This window comes from Nocardioides sp. LHD-245 (genome assembly GCF_030929495.1).
GTDB lineage: Bacteria > Actinomycetota > Actinomycetes > Propionibacteriales > Nocardioidaceae > Nocardioides.
This window is the reverse complement of record NZ_JAVFWN010000002.1, coordinates 26,434-48,323: the sequence shown is the minus strand read 5'-3', so window position 1 is coordinate 48,323 and position 21,890 is coordinate 26,434. Positions and strand designations below refer to the sequence as shown.

The 21,890-nt window shown below is 73.1% G+C and carries 19 protein-coding genes; 15 read left to right on the top strand and 4 right to left on the bottom strand.

What is annotated here, in order from left to right; genetic code table 11:
* Positions 1 to 35: 35 nt before the first annotated feature.
* The 10 genes from RB608_RS02940 (at position 36) to RB608_RS02895 (ending at position 10,078) form a co-directional block, all read left to right on the top strand.
* Positions 36 to 986 (top strand): hypothetical protein, encoded by a 951-nt coding sequence (locus RB608_RS02940; RefSeq protein ID WP_308086298.1) that lies wholly within the window; start codon positions 36 to 38, stop codon positions 984 to 986.
* Positions 983 to 1,840 (top strand): alpha/beta hydrolase, encoded by an 858-nt coding sequence (locus RB608_RS02935; protein ID WP_308086296.1) that lies wholly within the window; start codon positions 983 to 985, stop codon positions 1,838 to 1,840. Before RB608_RS02940 ends, RB608_RS02935 begins: the two co-directional genes overlap by 4 nt.
* Complete coding sequence (locus RB608_RS02930; protein ID WP_308086295.1) at positions 1,837 to 2,856, top strand: LLM class flavin-dependent oxidoreductase; 1,020 nt, start codon at positions 1,837 to 1,839, stop codon at positions 2,854 to 2,856. The genes RB608_RS02935 and RB608_RS02930 overlap by 4 nt, the downstream gene beginning before the upstream one ends.
* On the top strand, positions 2,856 to 4,178 hold the full coding sequence (locus RB608_RS02925) for an MmgE/PrpD family protein (RefSeq protein WP_308086294.1): 1,323 nt from the start codon (positions 2,856 to 2,858) through the stop codon (positions 4,176 to 4,178). Before RB608_RS02930 ends, RB608_RS02925 begins: the two co-directional genes overlap by 1 nt.
* Positions 4,179 to 4,257: 79 nt before the next feature.
* A complete protein-coding gene (locus RB608_RS02920; RefSeq protein ID WP_308086292.1) occupies positions 4,258 to 5,466 on the top strand; it encodes an MFS transporter in 1,209 nt (402 codons plus the stop codon).
* Complete coding sequence (locus RB608_RS02915; RefSeq protein ID WP_308086291.1) at positions 5,463 to 6,410, top strand: PDR/VanB family oxidoreductase; 948 nt, start codon at positions 5,463 to 5,465, stop codon at positions 6,408 to 6,410. Before RB608_RS02920 ends, RB608_RS02915 begins: the two co-directional genes overlap by 4 nt.
* A gap of 37 nt (positions 6,411 to 6,447) precedes the next feature.
* Positions 6,448 to 7,737, top strand: a complete 1,290-nt coding sequence (locus RB608_RS02910; protein ID WP_308086290.1) for a Rieske 2Fe-2S domain-containing protein — start codon at positions 6,448 to 6,450, stop codon at positions 7,735 to 7,737.
* A 23-nt stretch (positions 7,738 to 7,760) separates the two neighbouring features.
* Positions 7,761 to 7,913, top strand: coding sequence for a hypothetical protein (locus tag RB608_RS02905; protein WP_257427442.1), 153 nt, complete (start codon positions 7,761 to 7,763; stop codon positions 7,911 to 7,913).
* A complete protein-coding gene (locus tag RB608_RS02900; protein ID WP_308086288.1) occupies positions 7,910 to 8,722 on the top strand; it encodes an alpha/beta fold hydrolase in 813 nt (270 codons plus the stop codon). The genes RB608_RS02905 and RB608_RS02900 overlap by 4 nt, the downstream gene beginning before the upstream one ends.
* 30 nt (positions 8,723 to 8,752) lie before the next feature.
* A complete protein-coding gene (locus RB608_RS02895; protein WP_308086287.1) occupies positions 8,753 to 10,078 on the top strand; it encodes a M20/M25/M40 family metallo-hydrolase in 1,326 nt (441 codons plus the stop codon).
* A 28-nt stretch (positions 10,079 to 10,106) separates the two neighbouring features.
* Here the strand turns inward: RB608_RS02895 and RB608_RS02890 are convergent, their stop codons facing one another.
* From RB608_RS02890 to RB608_RS02875, 4 genes are all read right to left on the bottom strand, one after another.
* Positions 10,107 to 10,874 carry a crotonase/enoyl-CoA hydratase family protein gene (locus RB608_RS02890; RefSeq protein ID WP_308086286.1) on the bottom strand — a complete coding sequence of 256 codons (768 nt, stop codon included), beginning with the start codon at positions 10,872 to 10,874 and terminating at the stop codon, positions 10,107 to 10,109.
* A 142-nt stretch (positions 10,875 to 11,016) separates the two neighbouring features.
* Positions 11,017 to 12,066, bottom strand: coding sequence for a glycosyltransferase (locus RB608_RS02885; RefSeq protein WP_308086285.1), 1,050 nt, complete (start codon positions 12,064 to 12,066; stop codon positions 11,017 to 11,019).
* Positions 12,067 to 12,161: 95 nt separating this feature from the next.
* Positions 12,162 to 13,673 carry a hypothetical protein gene (locus RB608_RS02880; protein ID WP_308086284.1) on the bottom strand — a complete coding sequence of 504 codons (1,512 nt, stop codon included), beginning with the start codon at positions 13,671 to 13,673 and terminating at the stop codon, positions 12,162 to 12,164.
* Positions 13,674 to 13,722: 49 nt separating this feature from the next.
* A complete protein-coding gene (locus RB608_RS02875) occupies positions 13,723 to 14,793 on the bottom strand; it encodes a hypothetical protein (RefSeq protein WP_308086283.1) in 1,071 nt (356 codons plus the stop codon).
* Between the two features lie 148 nt (positions 14,794 to 14,941).
* Between RB608_RS02875 and RB608_RS02870 the strand changes: the two genes are divergently transcribed.
* The 5 genes from RB608_RS02870 to RB608_RS02850 all read left to right on the top strand — a co-directional run bounded on the left by RB608_RS02870 (position 14,942) and on the right by RB608_RS02850 (position 21,837).
* On the top strand, positions 14,942 to 16,666 hold the full coding sequence (locus tag RB608_RS02870) for a methylmalonyl-CoA mutase family protein (protein WP_308086282.1): 1,725 nt from the start codon (positions 14,942 to 14,944) through the stop codon (positions 16,664 to 16,666).
* 79 nt (positions 16,667 to 16,745) lie between these two features.
* Positions 16,746 to 18,911, top strand: coding sequence for a methylmalonyl-CoA mutase (gene scpA, locus RB608_RS02865; RefSeq protein WP_308086281.1), 2,166 nt, complete (start codon positions 16,746 to 16,748; stop codon positions 18,909 to 18,911).
* A gap of 13 nt (positions 18,912 to 18,924) precedes the next feature.
* The gene (gene meaB / locus RB608_RS02860; protein ID WP_308086280.1) at positions 18,925 to 19,911 is read left to right on the top strand and encodes a methylmalonyl Co-A mutase-associated GTPase MeaB; all 987 of its coding nucleotides are present in this window, start codon (positions 18,925 to 18,927) and stop codon (positions 19,909 to 19,911) included.
* 76 nt (positions 19,912 to 19,987) lie between these two features.
* Positions 19,988 to 21,169 carry an amidohydrolase gene (locus tag RB608_RS02855; protein ID WP_308086279.1) on the top strand — a complete coding sequence of 394 codons (1,182 nt, stop codon included), beginning with the start codon at positions 19,988 to 19,990 and terminating at the stop codon, positions 21,167 to 21,169.
* 59 nt (positions 21,170 to 21,228) lie between these two features.
* Positions 21,229 to 21,837 (top strand): DUF3060 domain-containing protein, encoded by a 609-nt coding sequence (locus RB608_RS02850; protein WP_308086278.1) that lies wholly within the window; start codon positions 21,229 to 21,231, stop codon positions 21,835 to 21,837.
* Positions 21,838 to 21,890 lie beyond the last annotated feature (53 nt).

Here is a 21,890-nt window from a genome sequence, read left to right as displayed (position 1 = left end):
TACCGTACACTGTACGCGACTGAAGGAGTGGTGCCATGAGCCGGATCGTGCTGGGCGTGGGGGCATCCCACAGCACGCTGATGAACACACACTGGGACGAGGTCGACCACCTGCCGGCCGCCCACGAGTTCCGCGACGGGCTCGGCCGGGCGGCAGACGCCATCGCGGCAGCCCGGCCGGACGCCGTCGTCGTCATCGGCAGCAACCACTTCCGCGGGCTCTTCCTCGACCTGATGCCGTCGATCACGGTCGGCGTCGCCGAGGTGATCGGGGCCGGCGAGGCCCAGACTCCGTCCGGCCCGCTCCCGGTCGACCGGGAGCTGGCCAAGCACGTCGTGGACACGCTGGTCGACAGCTCGTTCGACCCGGCGTTCTCGCTGCGGCTGACCGTCGACCACGGCATCACGCACGGCCTCCAGCACCTGGTGCCCGCGCTCGACGTGCCGATCGTGCCGATCGTGCTCAACATGTTCGCGCCGCCGCTGATCTCGCTCGCGCGGGCCGAGGCCGTCGGTCGGACGCTGCGCACCGCGCTGGAGACCGACGGGCAGGACAAGCGGATCGTCGTCATCGCGTCCGGCGGCCTCTCGCACCGGCTGCCCTGGCCCGACTGGTCGCAGACGCTGTCCGACGACGACCGCTTCCTCGTGGAGGCCTGGCTCAACGGCCGCGAGCAGTGGAAGGAGTTCGAGGTCCGGCGTCGCGAGATCATCCGCGCCGCTCCCGCCCAGCTCAATCCCGCGTTCGACGCGGACTTCCTCGAGCAGCTCGCGGCCGGCGACCTGTCGCGCACCATCGCGAAGTCGAGCGACGAGATCGAGAAGGAGGCCGGCAACGGCGCCCAGGAGGTGCGCTCCTGGATCGCCATGGCGGCCGCCGTCGGCGCCGGCCGCGGCACCACCCTGGCCTACGCCCCGATGGACGAATGGCTGACCGGAATGGCAGTGGCTCTCTACGAGCCGCTCGACGAAGGAGACCGAGCATGACCCTGTGGACCCAGCTGAGCACGACGGACTACCGCCACGGCTTCATCGAGGCGGGCGGACTGCGCACCCGCTACGTGCGGGCCGGCGCCGGCGACCCCGTCATCATGCTGCACGGGACGAGTGGGCACCTCGAGGCCTTCGTCCGCAACCTGACCGTGCTGTCCGACGAGTTCGACTGCCACGCCGTGGACATGGTCGGGCACGGCTACACCGAGGGCCCGGATGCCGACTACCGTATCCCGCGCTACGTCGAGCATGTGCTCGCCTACATGGACGCCCAGGGCATCGCCAAGGCGCACTTCGTGGGGGAGTCGCTGGGTGGCTGGGTCGCCGGCCGGCTGGCAGCCGACCACCCCGAGCGTGTCGGCAGCCTGATCCTGGTCGCCCCCGGCGGCACGGTCGCGAACCCGCCGGTCATGGAGCGGATCCGCACCAGCACCCGGGCCGCGGTCGAGAGCGACGACGTGGCGCTGACCCGCCAGCGCCTCGAGCTGCTCATGTTCGACCCGGCCAATGTGTCCGAGGAGCTCGTCGAGGTTCGGCACGCGATCTACCACCGCCCCGAGTTCGTGGCCAGGATCGATCGCCTGCTGTGTCTGCAGACCATGGAGAACCGCGTCGAGGACCTCCTCTCGCCCGAGCAGATGGGCCGCATCAAGGCGCCCACCCGCATCGTGTGGGGCGCGGAGAACCCGTTCGGCGACGTACCCGAGGCTGAGCGCATGCACGCCTCGATCCCCGGCTCGGAGCTGGAGATCTATGGCGAGTGCGGGCACTGGCCGCAGCACGAGCACGCGGATCGCTTCAACAAGGAGGCCCGCGAGTTCTTCGGGCGGGGCGGCGCGCTCGCATGAGCCTGCCGATCGGCATCCGGCTGCCTCCCTGCGCTCCGGCCACCGAGGTGGCCCGGCTGGCCCGCCGGGCCGAGGAGCTCGGGTTCGCGCAGGTCTTCCTGCCCGACTCGCAGATGCTGTGGCGCGACGCCTTCCTCACGGCCTACGCCGTGGCCCTGCAGACGGAGTCGATCCGGATCGGCACCGCGGTCAGCAACGTCGTCACGCGGCACCCCAGCGTCGTGGCGGGTCTGACCCGGACCATCGGCGAGGCCGCGCCCGGCCGCTTCGACCTGGGCCTGGGCGTGGGTCACAGTTCCGTCGACCCGGTCGGCCTCAGGTCGAGCCGCCAGGCCGAGCTCCGGGCGGGGGTGGACGTGATCCGCTCCGTCCTCGCCGGCGACACGGTCGACTTCGGTCCGGTCAGCTCCCGGATGCGTGACCCGCATCCGGGAGTGCCGGTGCTCCTCGCCGCGAGCGGCCCGCGCAACCTCCAGTTGGCCGGGGAGATCGCCGACGGCGCGATCCTGCTCAGCGGGGTCTCGGAGTCGGCGGTCGCCCGCTCGCGTGGCCTCGTCGAGGCCGGTGCTCGTGAAGCCGGCAAGGCGCCCGCGGACGTGAAGATCATCGTCTCGGCGCATGCCAAGGTGACGGACGACATCGAGCGCGACGCCCGCATCCTCAAGCCGATCTGCGCCGGCATCGCCCAGCGCGGCGGCAGGACCGCCCTGCAGGCCGCCGGCATCGAGGCCGAGGTTCCGGCTGAGATCCCGGGTGTCTACCCGGACCTCGTGCACGCCGAGGACTGGGACCACGCGGTCGAGGTCTGCGGCGAGTGGATCAGCGACGACGACGCGGTGAGGTTCGCCCAGGAGTTCTGCCTGTTCGGCACCCCTGCCGAGATCGCGGCCAAGCTCGACCTGGTGGAGCGGGCCGGCGCCACGTCGGTCTTCATCCAGCACGTCGGGTCCTACGACCTGCCGCACGACCTCGTCGAGGCGGTCGGCGTGGAGGTGCTCGGGGTGCCCGCCCGCTGATGGCCGCGTCGACGCTCGAGGTCCTCGCCCACCGCGGTACGGCGGTCGCCGCCTCGGCGCGGGCGGGCGAGGGCGACGTGGTCCGGGCCGCGGCGCTGCTGAGCGCCGACACCCTGGCCTGCCTGGTGGTCGGCGCCGGCCACCCCACCGTGGGCCGCCTGCTCGACTCCCAGGAGCCGGTCGACACCGACCAGGCCTGGACGCCCCTGGGGGCGCCGGGAGTGCGGCGGAGCCGGACCGACGCACTGGTCGCCGACGTCACGGCGGTCCATGTCGACGAGCTGGATGCCGTCCACCCCGGGTCGGGCACCGTGCCCGGCGCCGCGGTGGTTCCGCTCGCCGTGCACCTCGGCGCCCGGGCGGACGTCGGCGGCCGCGACGTCCTCGCCGCGATCGCGGCGGGCTACGAGGTCACCGCGGTCGCGGCCGGCCTGCTGGGCGGGCCCCGGCTCTACCAGGCCTCCTGGTGGCCGGGTGCCGTGGCGGGACGCCTCGGCGCCGCGATGACGGCCTCCTGCCTGCTCGGCCTCGATACGGAGCGCACGGTCCAGGCGTTGGCGCTGGCGACCGCGTCGGCCGGCGGTCTGCTGAGCGAGGACGTCTTCGCCGACGGGCACTACGTGCTCCTCGGCGACGTGGCGGCCGCGGGCCTGCAGGCGGCCGTGCGCGCCGCGGCCGGCCTGCGCGCCTCACCCACACTCCTCGACGGGCCCGCCCGCCGCGCCTTCGCCGTACCGGTGGCCGGGGCGGTCGACGGTGCGGTCGACGGCGCGGTCGACGATCCACCTCGCATCGTCGAGGGGATGCACAAGGAGTTCCCCTGCTCGACCCCGCTGCAGGCGGTGATCCGCGGCCTGGTGGGGCTCGCGGAACGGTCCGGCCGCCCGGTGATCGGCGCCGCCTCCGCGATCGAGGTGACCCTGCCCGCCACGATGACGGCCTACATCTCGACCGATCGCGTCGTGGACGGTCCGCCCGAGGCGGCAGCGAGCCTGGCCTACTCGGTCGGGGCCGTCGCCCGGGGACGCGAGCGCGATGTCCGGTACTTCCGCGCCGCCGACCCCGCGACCGCCTTCGCGGGTGAGCTGAGGCTGGTGCCGGTCCCGTCGGCCGACGCGGTCGGGCTCGTCGTGACCTCGGCAGCGGGCGACGTCGTGCGACATCGCGAGCCGCTGCGGCGCGACGTCGACCCGGCGGAGGTCGTCGCCCGCAAGCTCGGCGTGCTCTTCGACGGTGACGCCTGCTGGACGGCGCTGCCCGGCGAGCTGATCGCCGGCCTCACGCCGCGCGGGTTGATCCGTCTCCTGTCCGACCTGCGCTGAGGTCGGACCGAGGGCGACGAAGCCTTCCCCTCACGCCGTCCTTTCATGTACGGTACAGCGTACGGAAAGGGGTCGGACCATGACCAGCACGATCGAACCGAGCACGACGACAGGCGTCCGCGCCGTCGCCGGGGTGCTCGGCACGCTCGTGGCGGTCTCGGTGCCGCCCTTCCTGGTCGGCACGCTCGCGATCCAGATGGGCCGGACCATGGCCTTCGGGGCGGGCGACGTCGCCACGGCGGTCGCCGGCTACTACGCGGTGTCGGCGCTGCTCTCGCCGTTCTCGGGCCGGTTCGTGGCGTGGTGCGGTCCGCTGGTCGCGCTGCGCCTGGCCGCGCTCGGCAGCATGCTCGGGCTGGTCGGCGTCGCGCTCGCCGGGGACGCGGCCGCTGTCGTCATCGCGCTGACCCTCATCGGGATCCCCAACTCCCTCGTGCAGCCGGCGTCCAACCAGATCCTCTCGGGCATCGGCCCCGGGCGGGTGCGGGCGATCGCCTTCGGCGCGGTGCAGTCCGCCATCCCGGCCGCGACCCTGATCGCCGGTGCGCTGCTCGCGGCGGTAGGTGGCACCGGCTCGTGGCGGGCGGCCGTCTGGGCGGTCGCCGTCCTGGTCGCGGCGGTCCAGCTGGCCATCCCGTTCGGGCGCGACGCCGTGGCCCGCGCGCCGCGGCTCCCGGCCGGCCCGGCCGTGCCCGGTACGACGCCGGTGCCGGTCGGCGGAGCGCCGCTGGTGGCGGCGCTGGTCGGCGGTGCCTTCCTGGGCTCCGTCGCGGCGACGACGCTGCCGTCGTTCCTGGCCGTCACCGGTCAGCACGCCGGGGTCTCCCCGCAGGTCGTGGGAGCGGTGCAGATCGCGGGGAGCCTGACCTGCATCGTGGCCCGGGTGCTCGCCTCGTGGACCGGCGGGCGCCACGAGGGCGCCGACTCGCTGCGCGCCGTGGGGTCCATGCTCGCCGGCGGCGCCCTCGGCTACGTCCTGCTGGGCACCGGCTCGGGCTGGGGCTTCCTGGTCGGTGCGCTCGCCGCCTACGGCCTCGGCTGGGGCTGGAACGGACTGTTCAACCTGAGCGTCACGCAGGCGCGCCCGCACAGCATCGCCGCCGTCACCGGACTGACCCAGGGCGGCGTCTTCTTCGGCGGCGTGTGCGGGCCGCTCCTGTTCGCCGCCGTCGCCGGCTCCGGCCGCTACGGACCGGCTTGGTACGTCATCGCGATCGCCGCGGCCGCATCCGCCGCGCTGATCGCCCATGCCAGACAACGTTGGGTGAGAAGCGGAGTAGTGACATGACCAACTGGGACGACGAGGGCGTCTTGGACCTGATGATCCGCGCGATGCGGGTCGAGGCCGACGGCGTGCTGAGCCTCGAGCTCGTCGATCCGGAGGGCGGGATCCTGCCCGCGTGGACGCCGGGGGCGCACATCGACCTTGGCCTGCCCGACGTGGTGCGCCAGTACTCGCTGTGCGGCGACCCCGCCGACCGGGACCGATACGTCGTGGGGGTGCTCGCCGAGCCGCAGTCGCGGGGCGGCTCGAGCTACATCCACGACGAGGCCCGTCCGGGCGACCTGGTCGAGGTCGGCGGTCCGCGCAACCACTTCGCGCTGGTGCCGGCCAAGCGCTACCTGTTCATCGCCGGCGGCATCGGCATCACGCCGATCCTGCCGATGATCCGCCAGGCCGAGGCCGAGCGGGTCCCGTGGCGGCTGGTGTACGGCGGCCGGACCCGCTCCTCGATGGCCTTCCGCGACCTCCTCGCCACCCATGGCGACCGGGTCCTGATCCAGCCCGAGGACGAGGCTGGGCGTCTCGACATCGCCGGCCTCCTGACCGACCCCGAGGAGGGCACGGCGGTCTACTGCTGCGGCCCCACCGGCCTCATCGACGCGGTCGAGGCCGCCTGCGAGGAGTGGCCCGAGGGCGCGCTCAACGTCGAGCGGTTCGCGGGCAAGGACCTCTCCGGGCTGGTGTCCGCGCCGGTGAAGGTGCGGTGCGCGAAGTCCGAGGTGACCGTCGACGTGGCCGCCGACGAGAGCATCCTCGACGCGCTCGAGACGGTCGGCATCAGCGTCGCGAACGCCTGCCGCGACGGGGTGTGCGGCTCGTGCGAGGTGCGCGTCCTGCAGGGCGAACCCGACCACCGCGACTCGTTCCGGGCGCCGGGGGAGAGCGACGACGCCCTGGCGGTCTGCGTCTCCCGGGCCCGCACGCCCGAGCTCGTCCTGGACATCTGAGTCCGGCGACGACATGAACCTGGAGGAAGGAAAGACGATGAGCCTCACCGAGAACGAGCAGTCGACGACCGACGCACCCGAGCGCAAGGCGGCCCGGCGGCGGGCCCCGGGCGAGGCCCCGCCCGCGCCGCGCCGAACCGCCGGCGAGCGCCGGCCCCGCGCGCGTCGGCGTGCCGCGTCCAACGAGCACGGCAACGACTGGTCGTCGTGGCCCCGGTACGACGCCGCGGAGCTCGGTTTCCGCGACTACTGGTACCCGGTGATGTGGGCCGAGCAGGTCGGCAAGAAGCCGGTCCCGGTCGAGCTGCTGGGGGAGCGGATCGTGCTGGTCCGCGAGAAGGACGAGATCTTCGGCCTGCACGACCGCTGCCCGCACCGCGGCGTGCCGCTGTCGCTGGGCCGGCGCCAGTACGAGGGCACGATCAGCTGCCCGTACCACGGCTGGACCTACGAGCTCGACAGCGGCCGGATGTGCGCGGCGCTGACCGACGGGCCGGACTCGCCGATCAACAACAAGGTCTCCGTGACGACGTACCCCGTCGAGCAGCGGCTCGGGCTGGTGTGGATCTACGTCGGCGACGCGCAGGGCGACGACGTGCCGCCGGTCGAGCGGGACATCCCGAACGAGCTGCTCGACAACGACTTCGTGATGGGCGGCCGCTGGGACATCCGCGAGGGCAACTGGCGCTTCGCGGCGGAGAACGGCTTCGACGAGGGGCACGCGAAGTACCTCCACAACACCGCGCTGTGGCGGCTGTTCAAGGTGATGCCGGCGTGGAACATGACGCGCATCGTCGAGGAGGACGGCTGGCTGATCCGGGTGCAGGACGAGGTGCACTGGGAGGCGGAGTTCCCGGGCCTCGGCACGTGGACCAACAAGCGCTGGTGGAAGCGGATGCCGCTGCCGGACGCCCCGGGCAAGGGCAAGCGGGTCAACCCGGTCATCAAGGGGCTCAACATCCCCGGCTTCGTGTCCTTCCGGCTGCCCGGCCTGCTGCGCGTCGCCTATCCGGAGTTCATCCACTTCGAGTGGTACGTCCCGGTCAACGAGGACCAGGTCCGCTACGTGCAGATCCTGGTGCGCTTCGAGAAGGGCGCGAAGGCGTCGATCTTCAAGGCGAAGTACCTCTCCGCGATCCGGTGGCTCTTCCACGGCCAGTTCACCGGCCAGGACGCCTGGATGGTCGACGTGATGAACGCGCCGCCCGAGAAGCTCTACCGCCCCGACCTGTCCCTGACCGCGATCCGTCGCCACATCGAGCAGGTCGAGCCGACCGTCCAGGTCGACCGCACGCCCGGCTCGAAGCGGCAGCCCCCGGCCGAGTGACCGACCCGAGAGGACTTTCGACGATGAACCTCCACCCCAAGGCTCTGCTCCGCATCGTGGCCGTGCTCGCCGTCCTGGCCGTGCTGCCGCGTCTGGTGCAGGCGGTGCTGCTGCGCCTGACCGGCACGGTCGTGCGCGACGTACGCCGCCAGGACCGGCCGGCCTCGCTGCGATGAGCGATGCCCGTCCCCGCCTCGCCGTCGAGTGGCGGGGCGAGGGGACGGCGGCCGCGCCGCCGCTGGTCGTGCTGCACGGCGGAGGCCCCGGCTGCCATGCCGCGGCGGACTTCCGGGCCCTGCTGCCCTTCCTGGCCGACCGGAAGCTGCTCCTGGTCGACCTGCCCGGCTACGGCGGCTCGCCCCTGCCCACGGTGCGCGGCCCGCGGATGGCGGGCTGCGCGGACACTCTGGCCGCGCTGCTCGACGACCGGGACCTGACCGGCTGTGACGTCGTCACGACGTCGCTGGGCGGGATCGTCGCGATGGTCCTGTCCGCACGCCGTCCGGACCTGGTCGGCCGGCTCGTCGCCTGCGGCAGCCAGCCGCTCCCGGCGCCGCCCGGCGTCGTCGCCGACCTGGGGCTGGGACCGCGGGCCCGCGCGGCGTACTACGAGGCGGGCGAGCCGAGCCCCGAACGGCTGCGCGCGACCGTGCTGGCGCTGGAGTGGCACGACCCGAGCCGGATCCCCGACGCGCTGGTCCGGATGCGGTACGCGGCGAGCGTCTCGCCCGCGAGCCGAGCCGTCGCGGCCGACCCGGGCCTGCTTGGCGAGCCGGACGACCTCACCGGTCTGCTCGACGAGGTCGGTGCCGAGACCCTGGTGCTGTGGGGCGAGCACGACCCGTTCGGCGAGCCGGCGTACGGCGCCTGGCTCGCGGACGGCCTGCCGCGCGGCTCCGCCGCGGTGATCCCCGGCGCCGCGCACCACCCCCAGGCCGAGTTCCCCGAGCGCACGGCCGACCTGGTGCGCGCCCACCTGTCCTAGAACCGAGTCCCAGAACCGAGGAGAGTCAGCATGACGTCACCTGACCCGAGCGCCGTACGGACCGCGATCGCCGCCGCGTGGGGCGAGATCGATCGCGACCGGCTGGCCGAGCTGGTCGTCGGTCTGGTCGACATCCCCTCGCCGACGGGGGAGGAGGGCGAGCTCGCACAGTGGGCCGCCGGACAGCTCGACGCCCACGGCATCCCCGCGCGCACCCAGTGGCTCGACGATCGGCAGGCCAATGCAGTCGGGGAGCTGGCCGGCACCGGCGGCGGCGAGGACGTGCTGCTCTACGCGCCCATCGACACCCTGACCGTCGGCGACGCGGACGAGGACGTCCCCTGGGTCGGGCCCGAGCTGCGCGAGGACATGCAGCCTCAGGCCCGGGTGCGCGGCGACCATGTGCTCGGCCTCGGTGCGTCGAACCCCAAGGGCCACGCCGCCTGTGTGATGGCCGCCGCCGAGGCGATCGCCGCCGCCGGGCTCGAGCTCCCGGGCAGCGTCCTGGTGGGTCTCGGCGCCGGCGGCATGCCGACCAACGGCCGGATCGAGCGCGGCCTGACCCGGCACAACGCCGGCCAGGGCGCCGGCTGCTCGTTCATGCTCGAGCAGGGTGTCTGGGCCGACCACGCCGTGATCGCCAAGCCGGGCTGGGCGGTCGCGTGGGAGGAGGTCGGCCTGTGCTGGTTCGAGGTCGAGGTGGAGGGCAACTTCTCCTACGTCGGCAGCCGGCACCGGATGCCGTACCGCAATGCCATCGCGGGCGCCTCCGTCGTCGTCCTCGAGCTCGAGGAGTGGTTCACGGTGTACGCCGACCGGCACACCGACGGCCTGGTCGCGCCGCAGGGCATCGTGTCGGCGATCGAGAGCGGCTGGCCCCGGATGTCGTCGGTCACGCCGGCCCTGTGCCGGTTCTACGTGGACCTGCGCACCAGCCCGCGCACGCCGCTCGCCGACGTCCGCCGCGAGTTCGGGGCGGCCGTCGACGAGATCCGCGCGCGGCATCCCGAGCTCGCGGTGCGCTGGCGCTCGCGGCTGACCATTCCCGGGACCGCCACGCCGATGGACGCCCCGGTCGTCGCGGCGGCCGTCGCCGCGTGGGAGGAGCTCGCCGGCGAGCCGCACCGTCCGATCATCGCGAACAGCGGTGCGACCGACGCCAACATCCTGCGGCAGAAGGGCCTGCCCACCGCGCGCATCGGCATGGACCGGATCGGTCCGGACGCGCCGCTGCCGCTGGACTTCCCCGCGGGCATGAACGTCGTCGACCTGCGAGAGGCTCAACGCCTCACCCGCCATCTGGTGCACACGGCCGTCACCCTGGCGAGCCGGCCGGTCGCTCCGCCCACGGCCTAGACAGGGCAGCGGTCCGCCGACGTCGGTCTCAGATGTCGTCGAAGGACCCGTCGCGCCCCTTGCCGGAGGCGAAGCGCCCCGCGCCGTCGACCCCGTCGGCGGCGAGTGACGCGAGGCCGATGGCGAGCTCGTGGCGCAGGGCCGCCTCCTCGGTGTCCGACCACTGCGCGCGGGCCGAGCGGCGGTCGCCCCGCAGACAGGTCTGCGGCATCCGGGCGATGTCGTGGGCGAGCGTCACCGCGGCCTCGCGGGCGGTGCCGGCCGGTACGACGCGGTTGACCAGGCCGATCTCGAGCGCCTCCCGCGCGTCGACGGGCCGCCCGGTGAGGATCAGGTCCATGGCCCGGCTGTGGCCGATCAGCCGCGGCAGCCGGATGGTGCCACCGTCGATGAGCGGCACGCCCCAGCGGCGGCAGAACACGCCGAGCGTCGTCCCCTCGTCGGCCACGCGCAGGTCGCACCACGCCGCGAGCTCGAGGCCACCGGCCACGGCGTGACCGTGGAGAGCGGCGATGACCGGCTTGTCGAGGTCCATCCGGGTCGGTCCCATCGGGCCGTCGCCCTCGGGGGAGACCCGGTTGGACCGCTCGGTGCCGACGCCCTTGAGGTCGGCGCCCGCGCAGAAGGACGGCCCGTCGCCCGCCAGGACGGCGACCTTCGCGTCCGACGCCTCGAACTCCCGGAAGGCGGCCGCCAGCTCCGCGGCCATCGGCCCGTCCACGGCGTTGTGCCGCTCGGGACGGGCCAGCACGATCGTGGTGACCTCGCCGTCGGTCTCGACCCGGACGTCGTTCATCGGTCTCCTCCGATCCCCCGACCGTCCTGTCGGGCCCGGGCCTGCGAGGACTCTGCCGGGGAAGCCCGACGACGTCAATCGAGAGCCGCGGGTGGTGCCAGCCGTGCTCCGACCGGGGTCGACGGCTTCGGCCGGAGCTCGGTCAGGCGACCAGCGGGGCCGGCGCCGGGTAGGCCGTCGTGACCAGCTCGTCCACCGCGTCCACCCAGGTACGCCGCAGCGCGCGCTCCCGTCCCGCGGCCCCCAGCAGCCGGCGGTGCGGGTCGGCGGCCACCGACGCGACGGCCCGCGCCAGGTCGCGGGAGTCCGCGGCGTCGTAGAGGATGCCGGTCTCGAGGTGGCTCACGACGTCACGCGCGCCGCCGGAGCGCGGCGCGACCACAGGGACACCGGACGCGCCGGCCTCGCGCAGGACGTGGCAGTCGGTCTCGTGCTCGCCGGGGTGCACCAGCAGGTCGAGGGTCGGCATCGCGATGGTCAGGTCGCCGACGCCGAGCGGGCCGGTGAACCGGGCGTCGGGCAGCCGGCGGGCCAGCCACTCCCGCTCGGGGCCGGCGCCGATCACCACGACACGGATGCCGGGCAGTGCGGCGAGCGCGGCCAGGCGGCGTACCCCGCCTGTCCGGTGCAGGCTGCCGACGTAGCCGACGACGACCCGTGCGTCGCCGGACTTCGCGCGCGACCACGACCGGTGCAGCCACGGGTCGCGCAGGGTCGGAGTGAAGGCGAGCGGGTCGACACCCGGCTCCCACAGCGTCGCGTGGACCCCGAGCTCGGCGGCGCGGCCGACCATCCACGGCGAGGTGACCAGCACCTGGTCGGCGCGCTCGGCGACCTTGAGTCGCCAGTAGTCCGCGGCGAGGTCGAGGACCGGCGACTGCTCGATGACGAGGGTGGGTACGCCGGCGCGACCAGCGTGCTTGAGCGCCTTGCGGCCGACCGCGCGGGGCGAGTGGACCTGGACGAGATCGGGCGCGAAGCCCTCGATCGCCTCCCGCACCTGCGCGCCGGTCGGCTCCAGCGGACGGACCCGGACCACGTCGCAGCCGCGATAGCTCGCGAGACCGGGACCGGGGGCGATGATCCGCACGGTGTGACCGCGATCGACCAGCCGGTCGGCGGTCGCCTTCAGGGTCGTGGTGGTGCAGTCCGGTGCCGGGTAGAACGACTCGGTGGCCAGGACGATCCGCATGGCTCGAGCGTGGCGCCGCCGGGTGGCCGGGACCTGCTCGCACCGTGTCCGTCACGTGGCGGACAGGCGAATCCTGGGTCCGGGGACCGTCCCGCTCAGGTGACGTTCTTGTCCTCCTTGGTCTGGGCCTCGACATCGGCGGCCAGGCCCTCCAGCTCCTTGCGGATCGCCGCGTCGGTCCCCTTGAAGTCGTTGAGGATGAGGATGCACTTCTCGCCGACGTCGCGCATCTCGTCGCCGTTGTTCTTCAACAGGGCCACCAGGATGGTGACCATGCCGCTGAAGGCCTCGAAGTGGCCGAAGGCGCCGCCCTGGGCTCCGACGATGCCCCGGGACCACGCTGACTGCTCGGGTCCGCCTTCGAGCTTGGTCGCGACGTCGTGGCAGTGGTCGCCGATCAGCTCGTAGCGTCCGGAGACCCGCTTCAGGGCCGCGTCGGTGACCTGGACGTTGACCCGCTGGCCGTTCACGTTGGTGTAGATCCCGTGCTCGCCGGCGTTGAGGAACTCGGTGGGGTTGACCAGGTCGAACGAGGTCGTGATCACCCGGTTCCTCCCCTCCGGCTGGGTCGCGCTCGTGACCGCCGTCTCGGCGCACGTCGCGAAGGCGGCCTCGGTCGCGTCGACGTCGTCGAGCAGGCCGGTGACCGCTTTCCAGAAGGAGGTGTCGAGCGCCTGGTAGGACGACCCATCCAGCGTGTACTGGTACGGCGCCGGCGGATCGGGCAGGAAGCCCTTGACGATCCCGTGCAGGGTGGAGGCCTTGCCGATCACGGTGGCGACGCCCTTGGGGAGCGACAGCAGGCCGCTGGCGTCGGCGATCGACTTGACCACGTCGAAGATCTCGCCGGCGCTGACCTCGTTGCCCTCGGAATAGGCGTGGAAGTCCGCCGTCGCGGTCTCGATCAGCTTGGAGAAGTCGCGGTGATAGCGGGCCCAGACCTGTGCTTCGCCCGCGACGAGGACGCCGCTGATGACGGCCAGGGCGTGCAGCCCGGTCATCACGTCGGAGATGCGGTTGGCGCCGTACAGCTCGCGGAGCCGGATGACCGCCATGCCGTCCAGGTCACCCAGCTCCGCCTCGATCTCGGAGATGTACTCGGGCACGAGGACGTTGCCGATCTCGGTCGTGGTCGCGGCCTCCTCGCCGGTGGTGCGCACCTCACCGGAGACCGAGAGCTCCTGCATCGCGTACTGGACCACGGAGACCTGGTCGTCGAAGTCCTCGGCCTTGGGCGCCTGCCCACCCTCGCCCTTGCTCAGCATCGGGGTCAGGTAGGTGTCGACCCCCTGCTTGATCTGCGTGTAGACCCCTGCTGCGTCGAAGTAGTCGAAGCCGAGGTCGGGATCGTCGCCGATGAGCCCGCCGTCCTTGGTCCAGTGGCCGCCGGGGTAGCTGACGTACAGCCGCTCGGACTGGTGCCGGATGGTGGGCCGCGGCGTGATGATCTCGAACCGGCCCTCCTTGCAGGACCCGTCCACCACGTTGGGCACGGCGCGCCGCAGATAGGCGTCGATCATGGCCTCGGCCAGCTTGTCGAGGTCGCCCGAGGTCGTGTAGGTGACGGAGCCCTCGAAGTTGCCGAAGTCGACGTCCTCGCCTGTCATGTCTTCTCCTGGAGGTGACGGTGCCCGAGCGGCAGGTGGTGGGATGCGGTCAGCGGTGGAAGGTGAAGGTCGCGTCGACCCCGAACGGGACCGCGGAGGGACCGCCGGTCGCCCCCGGCTCCCGGACCGCGGTCATCGGTGTGGCGACGTGCAGGAGCAGGGCCGCCGGCTCGGCGGGGGAGTCGAACACCCAGGTGCCCTGCCAGGTCGTCGCGGCGCCCTCAGGGGCCTTCGGTGTGCGGACGGCCTCGTCGCCCTCGAGGGCGACCGTGGCCGGCTGCCGCTCGACCCGGTAGCTGCCCCCGGTGGGGATCCACCGGACCTGCTCCGGCGCCGTGACGACCACGCCGACGGTGCTCCACACCCGCCCCTCCTCGGCCCAGCCGAGCTCGGGCAGGTACGGCGTGCGGGTCAGCGGGTCGATCCGGCAGTAGATGGATCCGGCTCCCGCGTCGATCGACCGGGCCTCCGGGGTGCGCCGGGCGTCGCAGCGCTCCCGGGGGCCGTAGGACACCGGTCCGTCCGGGTACAGCGCCGCGGCGCGGCCCGGGTCGACCTTCCCGGAGGCCATGACGGCGGTCTGGGTCTGGTCCTCGTAGGTCACCTCGATCCCGAGGTCGTCGCCGTCGCCCGCGACGACCGCGATGAGGGAGCCTTCGGGGAACACGCCCGACTCGCCGGTCTCGTGCAGGTCGACGTCCTGCTCACCGAGCTCGGTGCGCTCCCCGCCGGCGACCAGGGCGAGCGAGAAGACCGCCGGGTAGCCCAGCAGGTCGTCGTAGGAGAGGGAGGGGCGGAAGCTCCACGAGACGGGGACGATCGCCGCGTCCCCGGCCGCCCGGACGGAGCCGTCGCCGTCCCTGCCGACCCGCCGGGCCGCGATCTCGTCGAGGGGTGCCCCGGAGGCGAGCCGTACCGTCCCGATCGGCAGCTGGACCTCCGCCTCGTGGGCCATCGCCGTGCCGGAGGTGCCGTCGGCGACGAAGCCGGGATCGAGGGAGTCGCCACCGAGCCGGACGACGACGAGGGCGACGCCGGCGGCGATCGCCAGTACGGCGACGACGGCGACCGCCCACGCGGTTCTCCTGCTCCCGAGCATCGGGCGACCTTCCTGATCCATGCGACCCCCATGCGGACCTGCCTGCGTTTCTTGCCGCACGACGGCCCCGCCAAACCTGTCATCCTCCGGCACCTCGGTTACCTCGAGGTAGCCGGAGATATCTCACACCCCGCTAACACCGGCGTTGTCACGGATAGGCTTGTCGCTTGTGACTGACTCGCCCCTGACGCTGGCGCAGCCCGACGACGCGCACACGCGCGCCGAGTGGGAGGCCGCCACCGCCGCAGTACTGCGCAAGACGCGCAGGCTCGGCGACAACGACCCCGACAGCGCCGTGTGGGAGAAGCTGACCCGCACCACCCTCGACGGCATCGGCATCACGCCGCTGGGCCTGCCCGGCGGTCCGGCGAGTGCCGTCCGCCCGACCCGCCAGGGCACCTGGGACATCCGCAGCCTGGTCTCCGGTCCCGACGCCAAGGCGGCCAACGAGGCGGCCCTCGTCGACCTCGACGGCGGGGTCACCAGCCTGTGGCTGGCGGCCGACGCGGACACCGACGTCGCCGCGACGTTGCAGGACGTGCTCCTGGACCTGGCGCCCGTCGTCCTCGACGCGCCGTCGGCGACCACCGCGGCGGCGGAGGCCTTCTTGGCCCTGCCCGGTGCCAAGCACCCCGACAGCAACCTCGGCATCGACCCGCTCGGCGTCATGCTGCGCGACATCCCCCTGGCGGTCGACGAGGCCGTCGCCGAGCTGCGGACCCTGGCCGGCAAGGCCGACCAGCACGACATCCGGGCGATCGTCGTCGACGCGACGGCGGCCCACGACCTCGGTGCGAGCGATGCCCAGGAGCTCGGCTGGTCGATCGCGGTCGGCGTCGCCTACCTGCGCTGGCTGACCGACCACGGCCTCTCCGTCGCGGACGCCGCGAAGCAGGTCGAGTTCCGCTACGCGGCCACCGACGAGCAGTTCCCGACGATCGCCAAGCTGCGCGCGGCGCGCGTGCTCTGGGCGCGGGTGCTCGAGCTGTCCGAGGTCGCCGAGCCGGTCGCCCAGCGTCAGCACGCCGTCACCAGCCGGCCGATGCTCAGCAAGTACGACCCCTACGTCAACATGCTCCGCGGCACGGTCGCGGCCTTCGCCGCCGGCGTCGGCGGCGCCGACGCGGTCACCGTGCTGCCCTTCGACAGCGCCAACGGCCGCCCCGACGGCTTCGGCCGCCGGATCGCCCGCAACGTCAACCACCTGCTCATCGACGAGTCGCACGTCGCCGCGGTCGCCGACCCGGCCGGCGGCGCGTACGCCGTCGAGCAGCTCACCGCCGACCTGGCCGCGGCCGGCTGGGCCGAGTTCCAGCAGCTCGAGGCCGAGTGGGAGAGCGGTCACGACTTCGACCCGTTCCGCGCCCGGATCGCGGCCGTCGTCGAGAAGCGCGAGGCCGAGATCGCCCGGCGCAAGCGCCCGCTCACCGGGGTCAGCGAGTTCCCGAACCTCGGCGAGGCCCTCCCCGAGCGCCCCGCGGACCCGCTCAACGACCGGGTCCGCCGCTACGGCGCCTCCTTCGAGGCCCTGCGCGACGCGCCCGCCGCGAAGCCGGTCTTCCTCGCCACCCTCGGCACCGTCGCCCAGCACACCGCCCGCGCCACCTTCGTGAGCAACCTGCTCGCCGCCGGCGGCATCGCCGTCGAGGTCGCCGGCCCGACCACGGGCATCGACGACCTCACGAGCGCCTACGCCGGCCAGCCCGTCGTCTGCCTCGCCGGCACCGACGCCGCCTACGAGGAGTGGGGCGCCGCCGCCGCGGCCGCCCTGCGCGCGGCGGGTGCCACGCACGTCATCGTCGCGGGCAAGCCCACCGAGTACGTCGACGACAGCGCGGCGATGGGCATCGACGCGCTCGCCTTCCTGAACCGCACGAGGGAGAAGCTGAAGTGAACGAGCGAAGCGAGCGAGCCATCCAAAACGGGCCGTCTCTTTCTGGATCATCGGCGACCGACGCGAAGCGAGGTCGGCGATGACCATCCCCAAGAGCTTCGCGGGCCTGCCGCTCGCTCCCGAGCAGGCCGCCGCTGCCGCGCCGAACCCGCCGTCGGGCGAGCCGTGGCGCAGCCCCGAGGGCGTCGAGATCGCGCCGTCGTACGGCTCCGAGGACCTGGCCGGCCTCGACGCGCTCGACACCTACCCGGGACTGAGCCCGTTCCTGCGCGGGCCCTACCCGACGATGTACACGACGCAGCCGTGGACCATCCGGCAGTACGCCGGCTTCTCCACCGCCGAGGAGTCCAACGCCTTCTACCGCCGCAACCTCGCGGCCGGCCAGAAGGGTCTGTCGGTCGCCTTCGACCTCGCGACCCACCGCGGCTACGACTCCGACCACCCGCGGGTGCGCGGCGACGTCGGCATGGCCGGTGTCGCGATCGACTCGATCTACGACACCCGCACCCTCTTCGACGGCATCCCGCTCGACCAGATGTCCGTCTCCATGACGATGAACGGCGCGGTGCTCCCGGTGCTCGCGCTCTACATCGCGGCGGCCGAGGAGCAGGGGGTGAAGCCGGAGCAGCTCTCGGGGACCATCCAGAACGACATCCTCAAGGAGTTCATGGTCCGCAACACCTACATCTACCCGCCGGCGCCGTCGATGCGGATCATCTCCGACATCTTCGCGTTCACCAGCCAGCGGATGCCGCGGTTCAACTCGATCTCGATCTCCGGCTACCACATGCAGGAGGCCGGGGCGACCGCCGACCTCGAGCTCGCCTACACGCTCGCCGACGGCGTCGAGTACATCCGGGCCGGCCTCGAGTCGGGCCTGACCATCGACCAGTTCGCCCCTCGCCTCAGCTTCTTCTGGGCGATCGGCATGAACTTCTACATGGAGGTCGCCAAGATGCGCGCGGCCCGGGCGCTGTGGAGCCGGCTGGTGCGCCAGTTCGACCCGCAGAACCCCAAGTCGCTGTCGCTGCGCACCCACTCGCAGACCTCGGGCTGGTCGCTGACCGCGCAGGACGTCTTCAACAACGTGGGCCGCACCGCGATCGAGGCGATGGCCGCGACGCAGGGGCACACCCAGTCGCTGCACACCAACGCGTTGGACGAGGCGATCGCGCTGCCGACCGACTTCTCCGCCCGGATCGCCCGCAACACCCAGCTCCTGCTGCAGCAGGAGAGCGGGACGACCCAGACGATCGACCCGTGGGCCGGCTCGTACTACGTCGAGAAGCTGACCCACGACCTCGCCGAGCGCGCCTGGGCGCACATCCAGGAGGCCGAGGCCGCCGGCGGCATGGCCGCCGCGATCGAGCAGGGCATTCCCAAGATGCGCATCGAGGAGGCCGCCGCCCGCACCCAGGCGCGGATCGACTCCGGCGCGCAGAAGGTGATCGGCGTCAACACCTACCGGCTGGCCGTCGAGGACAAGCTGGACGTGCTCAAGGTCGACAACGACGACGTCTACCGCCAGCAGGTCGCCAAGCTGGAGCGGCTGCGCGCCGAGCGCGACGGCGCCGACGTCGAGTCGGCGCTGGAGGCGCTGACCCGCAGCGCCGACACCGGGGACGGCAACCTGCTCGACCTGGCCGTCGCCGCAGCCCGCGCCAAGGCGACGGTCGGTGAGATCTCCGACGCGATGGAGAAGGTCTACGGCCGGCACCAGGCGGTGATCCGTACCATCAGCGGTGTGTACCGGGACGAGGCCGACCTGGCCAACGACGGCGCGGGCGACTCGCTGGTCGCCCAGGCCCGCGCGGCGACCGACGAGTTCGCCGAGGCCGAGGGACGCCGCCCGCGCATCCTGGTCGCCAAGATGGGCCAGGACGGCCACGACCGTGGTCAGAAGGTCGTCGTGTCCGCCTTCGCCGATCTCGGCTTCGACGTCGACGTGGGGCCGCTGTTCTCCACGCCCGAGGAGGTCGCGCAGCAGGCGATCGACGCCGACGTGCACATCGTCGGTGTGTCGTCGCTCGCCGCCGGCCACCTGACCCTGCTGCCCGCGCTGAAGAAGGCGCTGGCCGAGCAGGGCCGTGACGACATCGTGGTCGTCATCGGCGGCGTGATCCCGCCGGACGACGTCCCGACCCTCAAGGAGATGGGCGCCGCCGCGGTGTTCCTTCCCGGCACGGTGATCGCGGAGTCGGCGCTCGACCTGCTCGCGAGGCTGCGCGAGTCCCTCGGGCACTGATGGCCGGGCTCTGATGCGGGTCGACGACCTGCTCGACGGTCTGCGTGCGGGTCACCGCGCCACCATGGCGCGGGCCATCACGCTCGTCGAGTCGACCGCGCCGCGGCACCGTGCGGCGGCCCGCGAGCTGTTGTTGGCGCTGGCGGGCGACGCGGCGACCCGGACCCCGGCGGTCCGGGTCGGCATCTCGGGCGTGCCCGGCGTCGGCAAGTCGACCTTCATCGAGGCACTCGGCGGCCAGCTGACCGCGGCGGGGCACAAGGTCGGGGTGCTCGCCGTCGACCCGTCCTCGGTGCGCACGGGCGGCTCGGTGCTCGGCGACAAGACCCGGATGGCCACGCTGTCGGCCGACCCGCACGCCTTCATCCGGCCCTCGCCGTCGGCTGGCACCCTCGGCGGCGTCGCCCGCGCGACCACGCAGGCGATGGCGGTCCTTGAGGCAGGCGGGTACGACGTCGTCCTGGTCGAGACCGTCGGCGTCGGCCAGTCCGAGGTCACCGTGTCCGGCATGGTCGACACGTTCTTGTTCCTCACGCTGGCGCGCACGGGCGACCAGCTGCAGGGCATCAAGAAGGGGATCCTCGAGATCGCCGACGTCATCGCGGTCAACAAGGCCGACCCCGACGACCCGGCTCGCGAGCAGGAGGCCCGGGTCGCGGCCCGCGAGCTCGCCGGCGCGCTGCGCCTGGTCCGCGGTCATGCCGAGTGGGCCCCGCCCGTGATCACCTGCTCCGGCCTCACCGGCGCCCGGGTCGACGAGGTGTGGGCCCAGGTGCTCCAGCACCGCGACCATCTCGGTGCCGACGGACTCGCCCACAAGCGCGCCGAGCAGCAGCTCGACTTCACCTGGGCGCTGGTCCGCGACGAGCTGGATCAGCGGCTGCGGCACAGCACCGGCGTCAAGGCCGTCCAGGCCGAGGTGCGGGCGGCCCTGCTCGCCGGCGAGCTGACCGCGCCGCTGGCCGCCGACCGCCTGCTGGCGGCGTACGACGGTTCCTGACCGGAGGCGCCGGCCGGGGTCCGCCCGGCGCGTCCCCGACACCGGGGCCGCGCCGTGGCAGGCATAGGCTGATGCGGTGGACGCATCGCTGGCTCTGATCGACTCCGTCGTAGCGAAGTACGCCGACGAGCTGGTCGAGCTGCGCCGTGACCTCCACCGCCACCCCGAGGTGTCCTGGCACGAGCAGCGCACCTCCGACCGGGTCGTCGAGCACCTCGAGCGGCACGGCTGGCGGATCAGTCGGATGCCCCGCAGCGGTGTCGTCGCCGACCTGGGCGAGGGCGGGACCACCGTCGGGCTCCGGGCCGACCTCGACGCCCTCCCCGTCGCCGACCTCACCACCGACCCGTGGCGCAGCGAGGTCGAGGGCGTCGCCCATGCCTGCGGGCACGACGTGCACACCAGCGCGCTCGTCGGAGCCGGGCACGCCCTGGCCGAGCTGCACGAGCGGGGCCTGCTGCGCGGCGGGGTGCGGCTGCTCTTCCAGCCGGCCGAGGAGGTCATGCCGGGCGGTGCCCGCCACCTGATCAACCACGGCGCCCTCACCGGCATCGACCGGATCTTCGCGCTGCACTGCGACCCGTCGGTCGACGTCGGCGTCGTCGGCCTGCGGTCGGGGCCGATCACGAGCGCGGCCGACCGGATCGACGTGCGCCTCGAGGGCAACGGCGGCCACACCTCGCGGCCGCACCTGACCGGGGACCTCACCTTCGCGCTCGCGAAGATCACCAGCGAGCTCCCGGCGGTGCTGAGCCGCCGGATGGACCCACGGGCCGGCGTCAGTGTCGTGTGGGGCGTGCTCCGCGCCGGCTCCGCCGCCAACGTGATCCCCGACCACGGGATCGCGAGCGGCACCGTGCGGATCCTCGACGCCGAGGCCTGGGCCGCGTGCGAGGCGGTGGTGCGTGAGGCCGTGCTCGACATCGTGCGGCCCTACGGCGTCACGGCCAGCGTCGACTACCTCCAAGGTGTCCCACCGGTGGTCAACGACCGGGTCAGCGTCGCGATGGTCGCCTCGACCGCCGACGAGATGCTGGGCCTGCACCACCGCACCGAGGTCGAGCAGAGCCTGGGTGGCGAGGACTTCGGCTGGTACCTCGAGCACGTCCCCGGCGCGATGTTCCGGCTCGGCACCCGCAGCCCCGGCGGCGCCACCTTCGACCTGCACCAGGGCGACTTCCAGGTCGACGAGGCGGCGATCGGGTACGGCGCCCGGATGCTGGCCGGAGCTGCCGTCACCGCCCTCGCGCAGGCCTGAGCCGTCCGGGTCCGCCCGGGGCGGGTTTCGGCGCGGGCCGGCCCGGCAAGGGTGCAGGCATGACCTCCACGACGCTGCCGCGCGCCCGTACCACCTCTCTCGCCACCTCTCTCGCCGCCGTCGCGCTCATCGGCGCGACCGCCGCGGTCCTCCCGGCCCCGGCGCAGGCGGCGGTGACCCTCGACTGCACGACCGGACCGGTCACCCTGGCCGACAGCACCGAGGACTACGTGCTGACCGGCGCCTGCACCGACGTGACCGTGACCGCGAGCGTCGTCACGGTGTCGCTGACGAGTGCCACCTCGCTGACGGTCACCGGCGCCAACGTCGAGGTGACCGCCGCGGGTGCGGTCGGCCCCGTCGCGGTGACCGGCGCCAACTCCTCGGTGGAGGCGGCCGCCGCGCCCGTCGTCCGGGTGCGGGCGAGCAATGTCGACATCGAGATCCCGGCGCTCGGCAAGGCCGTCCTGGTCGGCTCCAACAACGAGGTCGAGGCCGCCAAGGGCACCAAGGCGAAGATCAAGGGTTCCAACAACGAGGTGACCTACCGCAAGCTGCGCGAGGTCGTCGTCCGCGGCGCCAACAACACCGTCAAGGTCCGCACCGGCACCACCAAGGTCCGGGTCAAGGGCGCCAACAACGTGGTGCGGGTGCACCGCCGCGGCTGAGCCCGCGCGGCTCGGGCGTAGGAATCGCCGCTGAGGAGGCGATTCCTGCACCT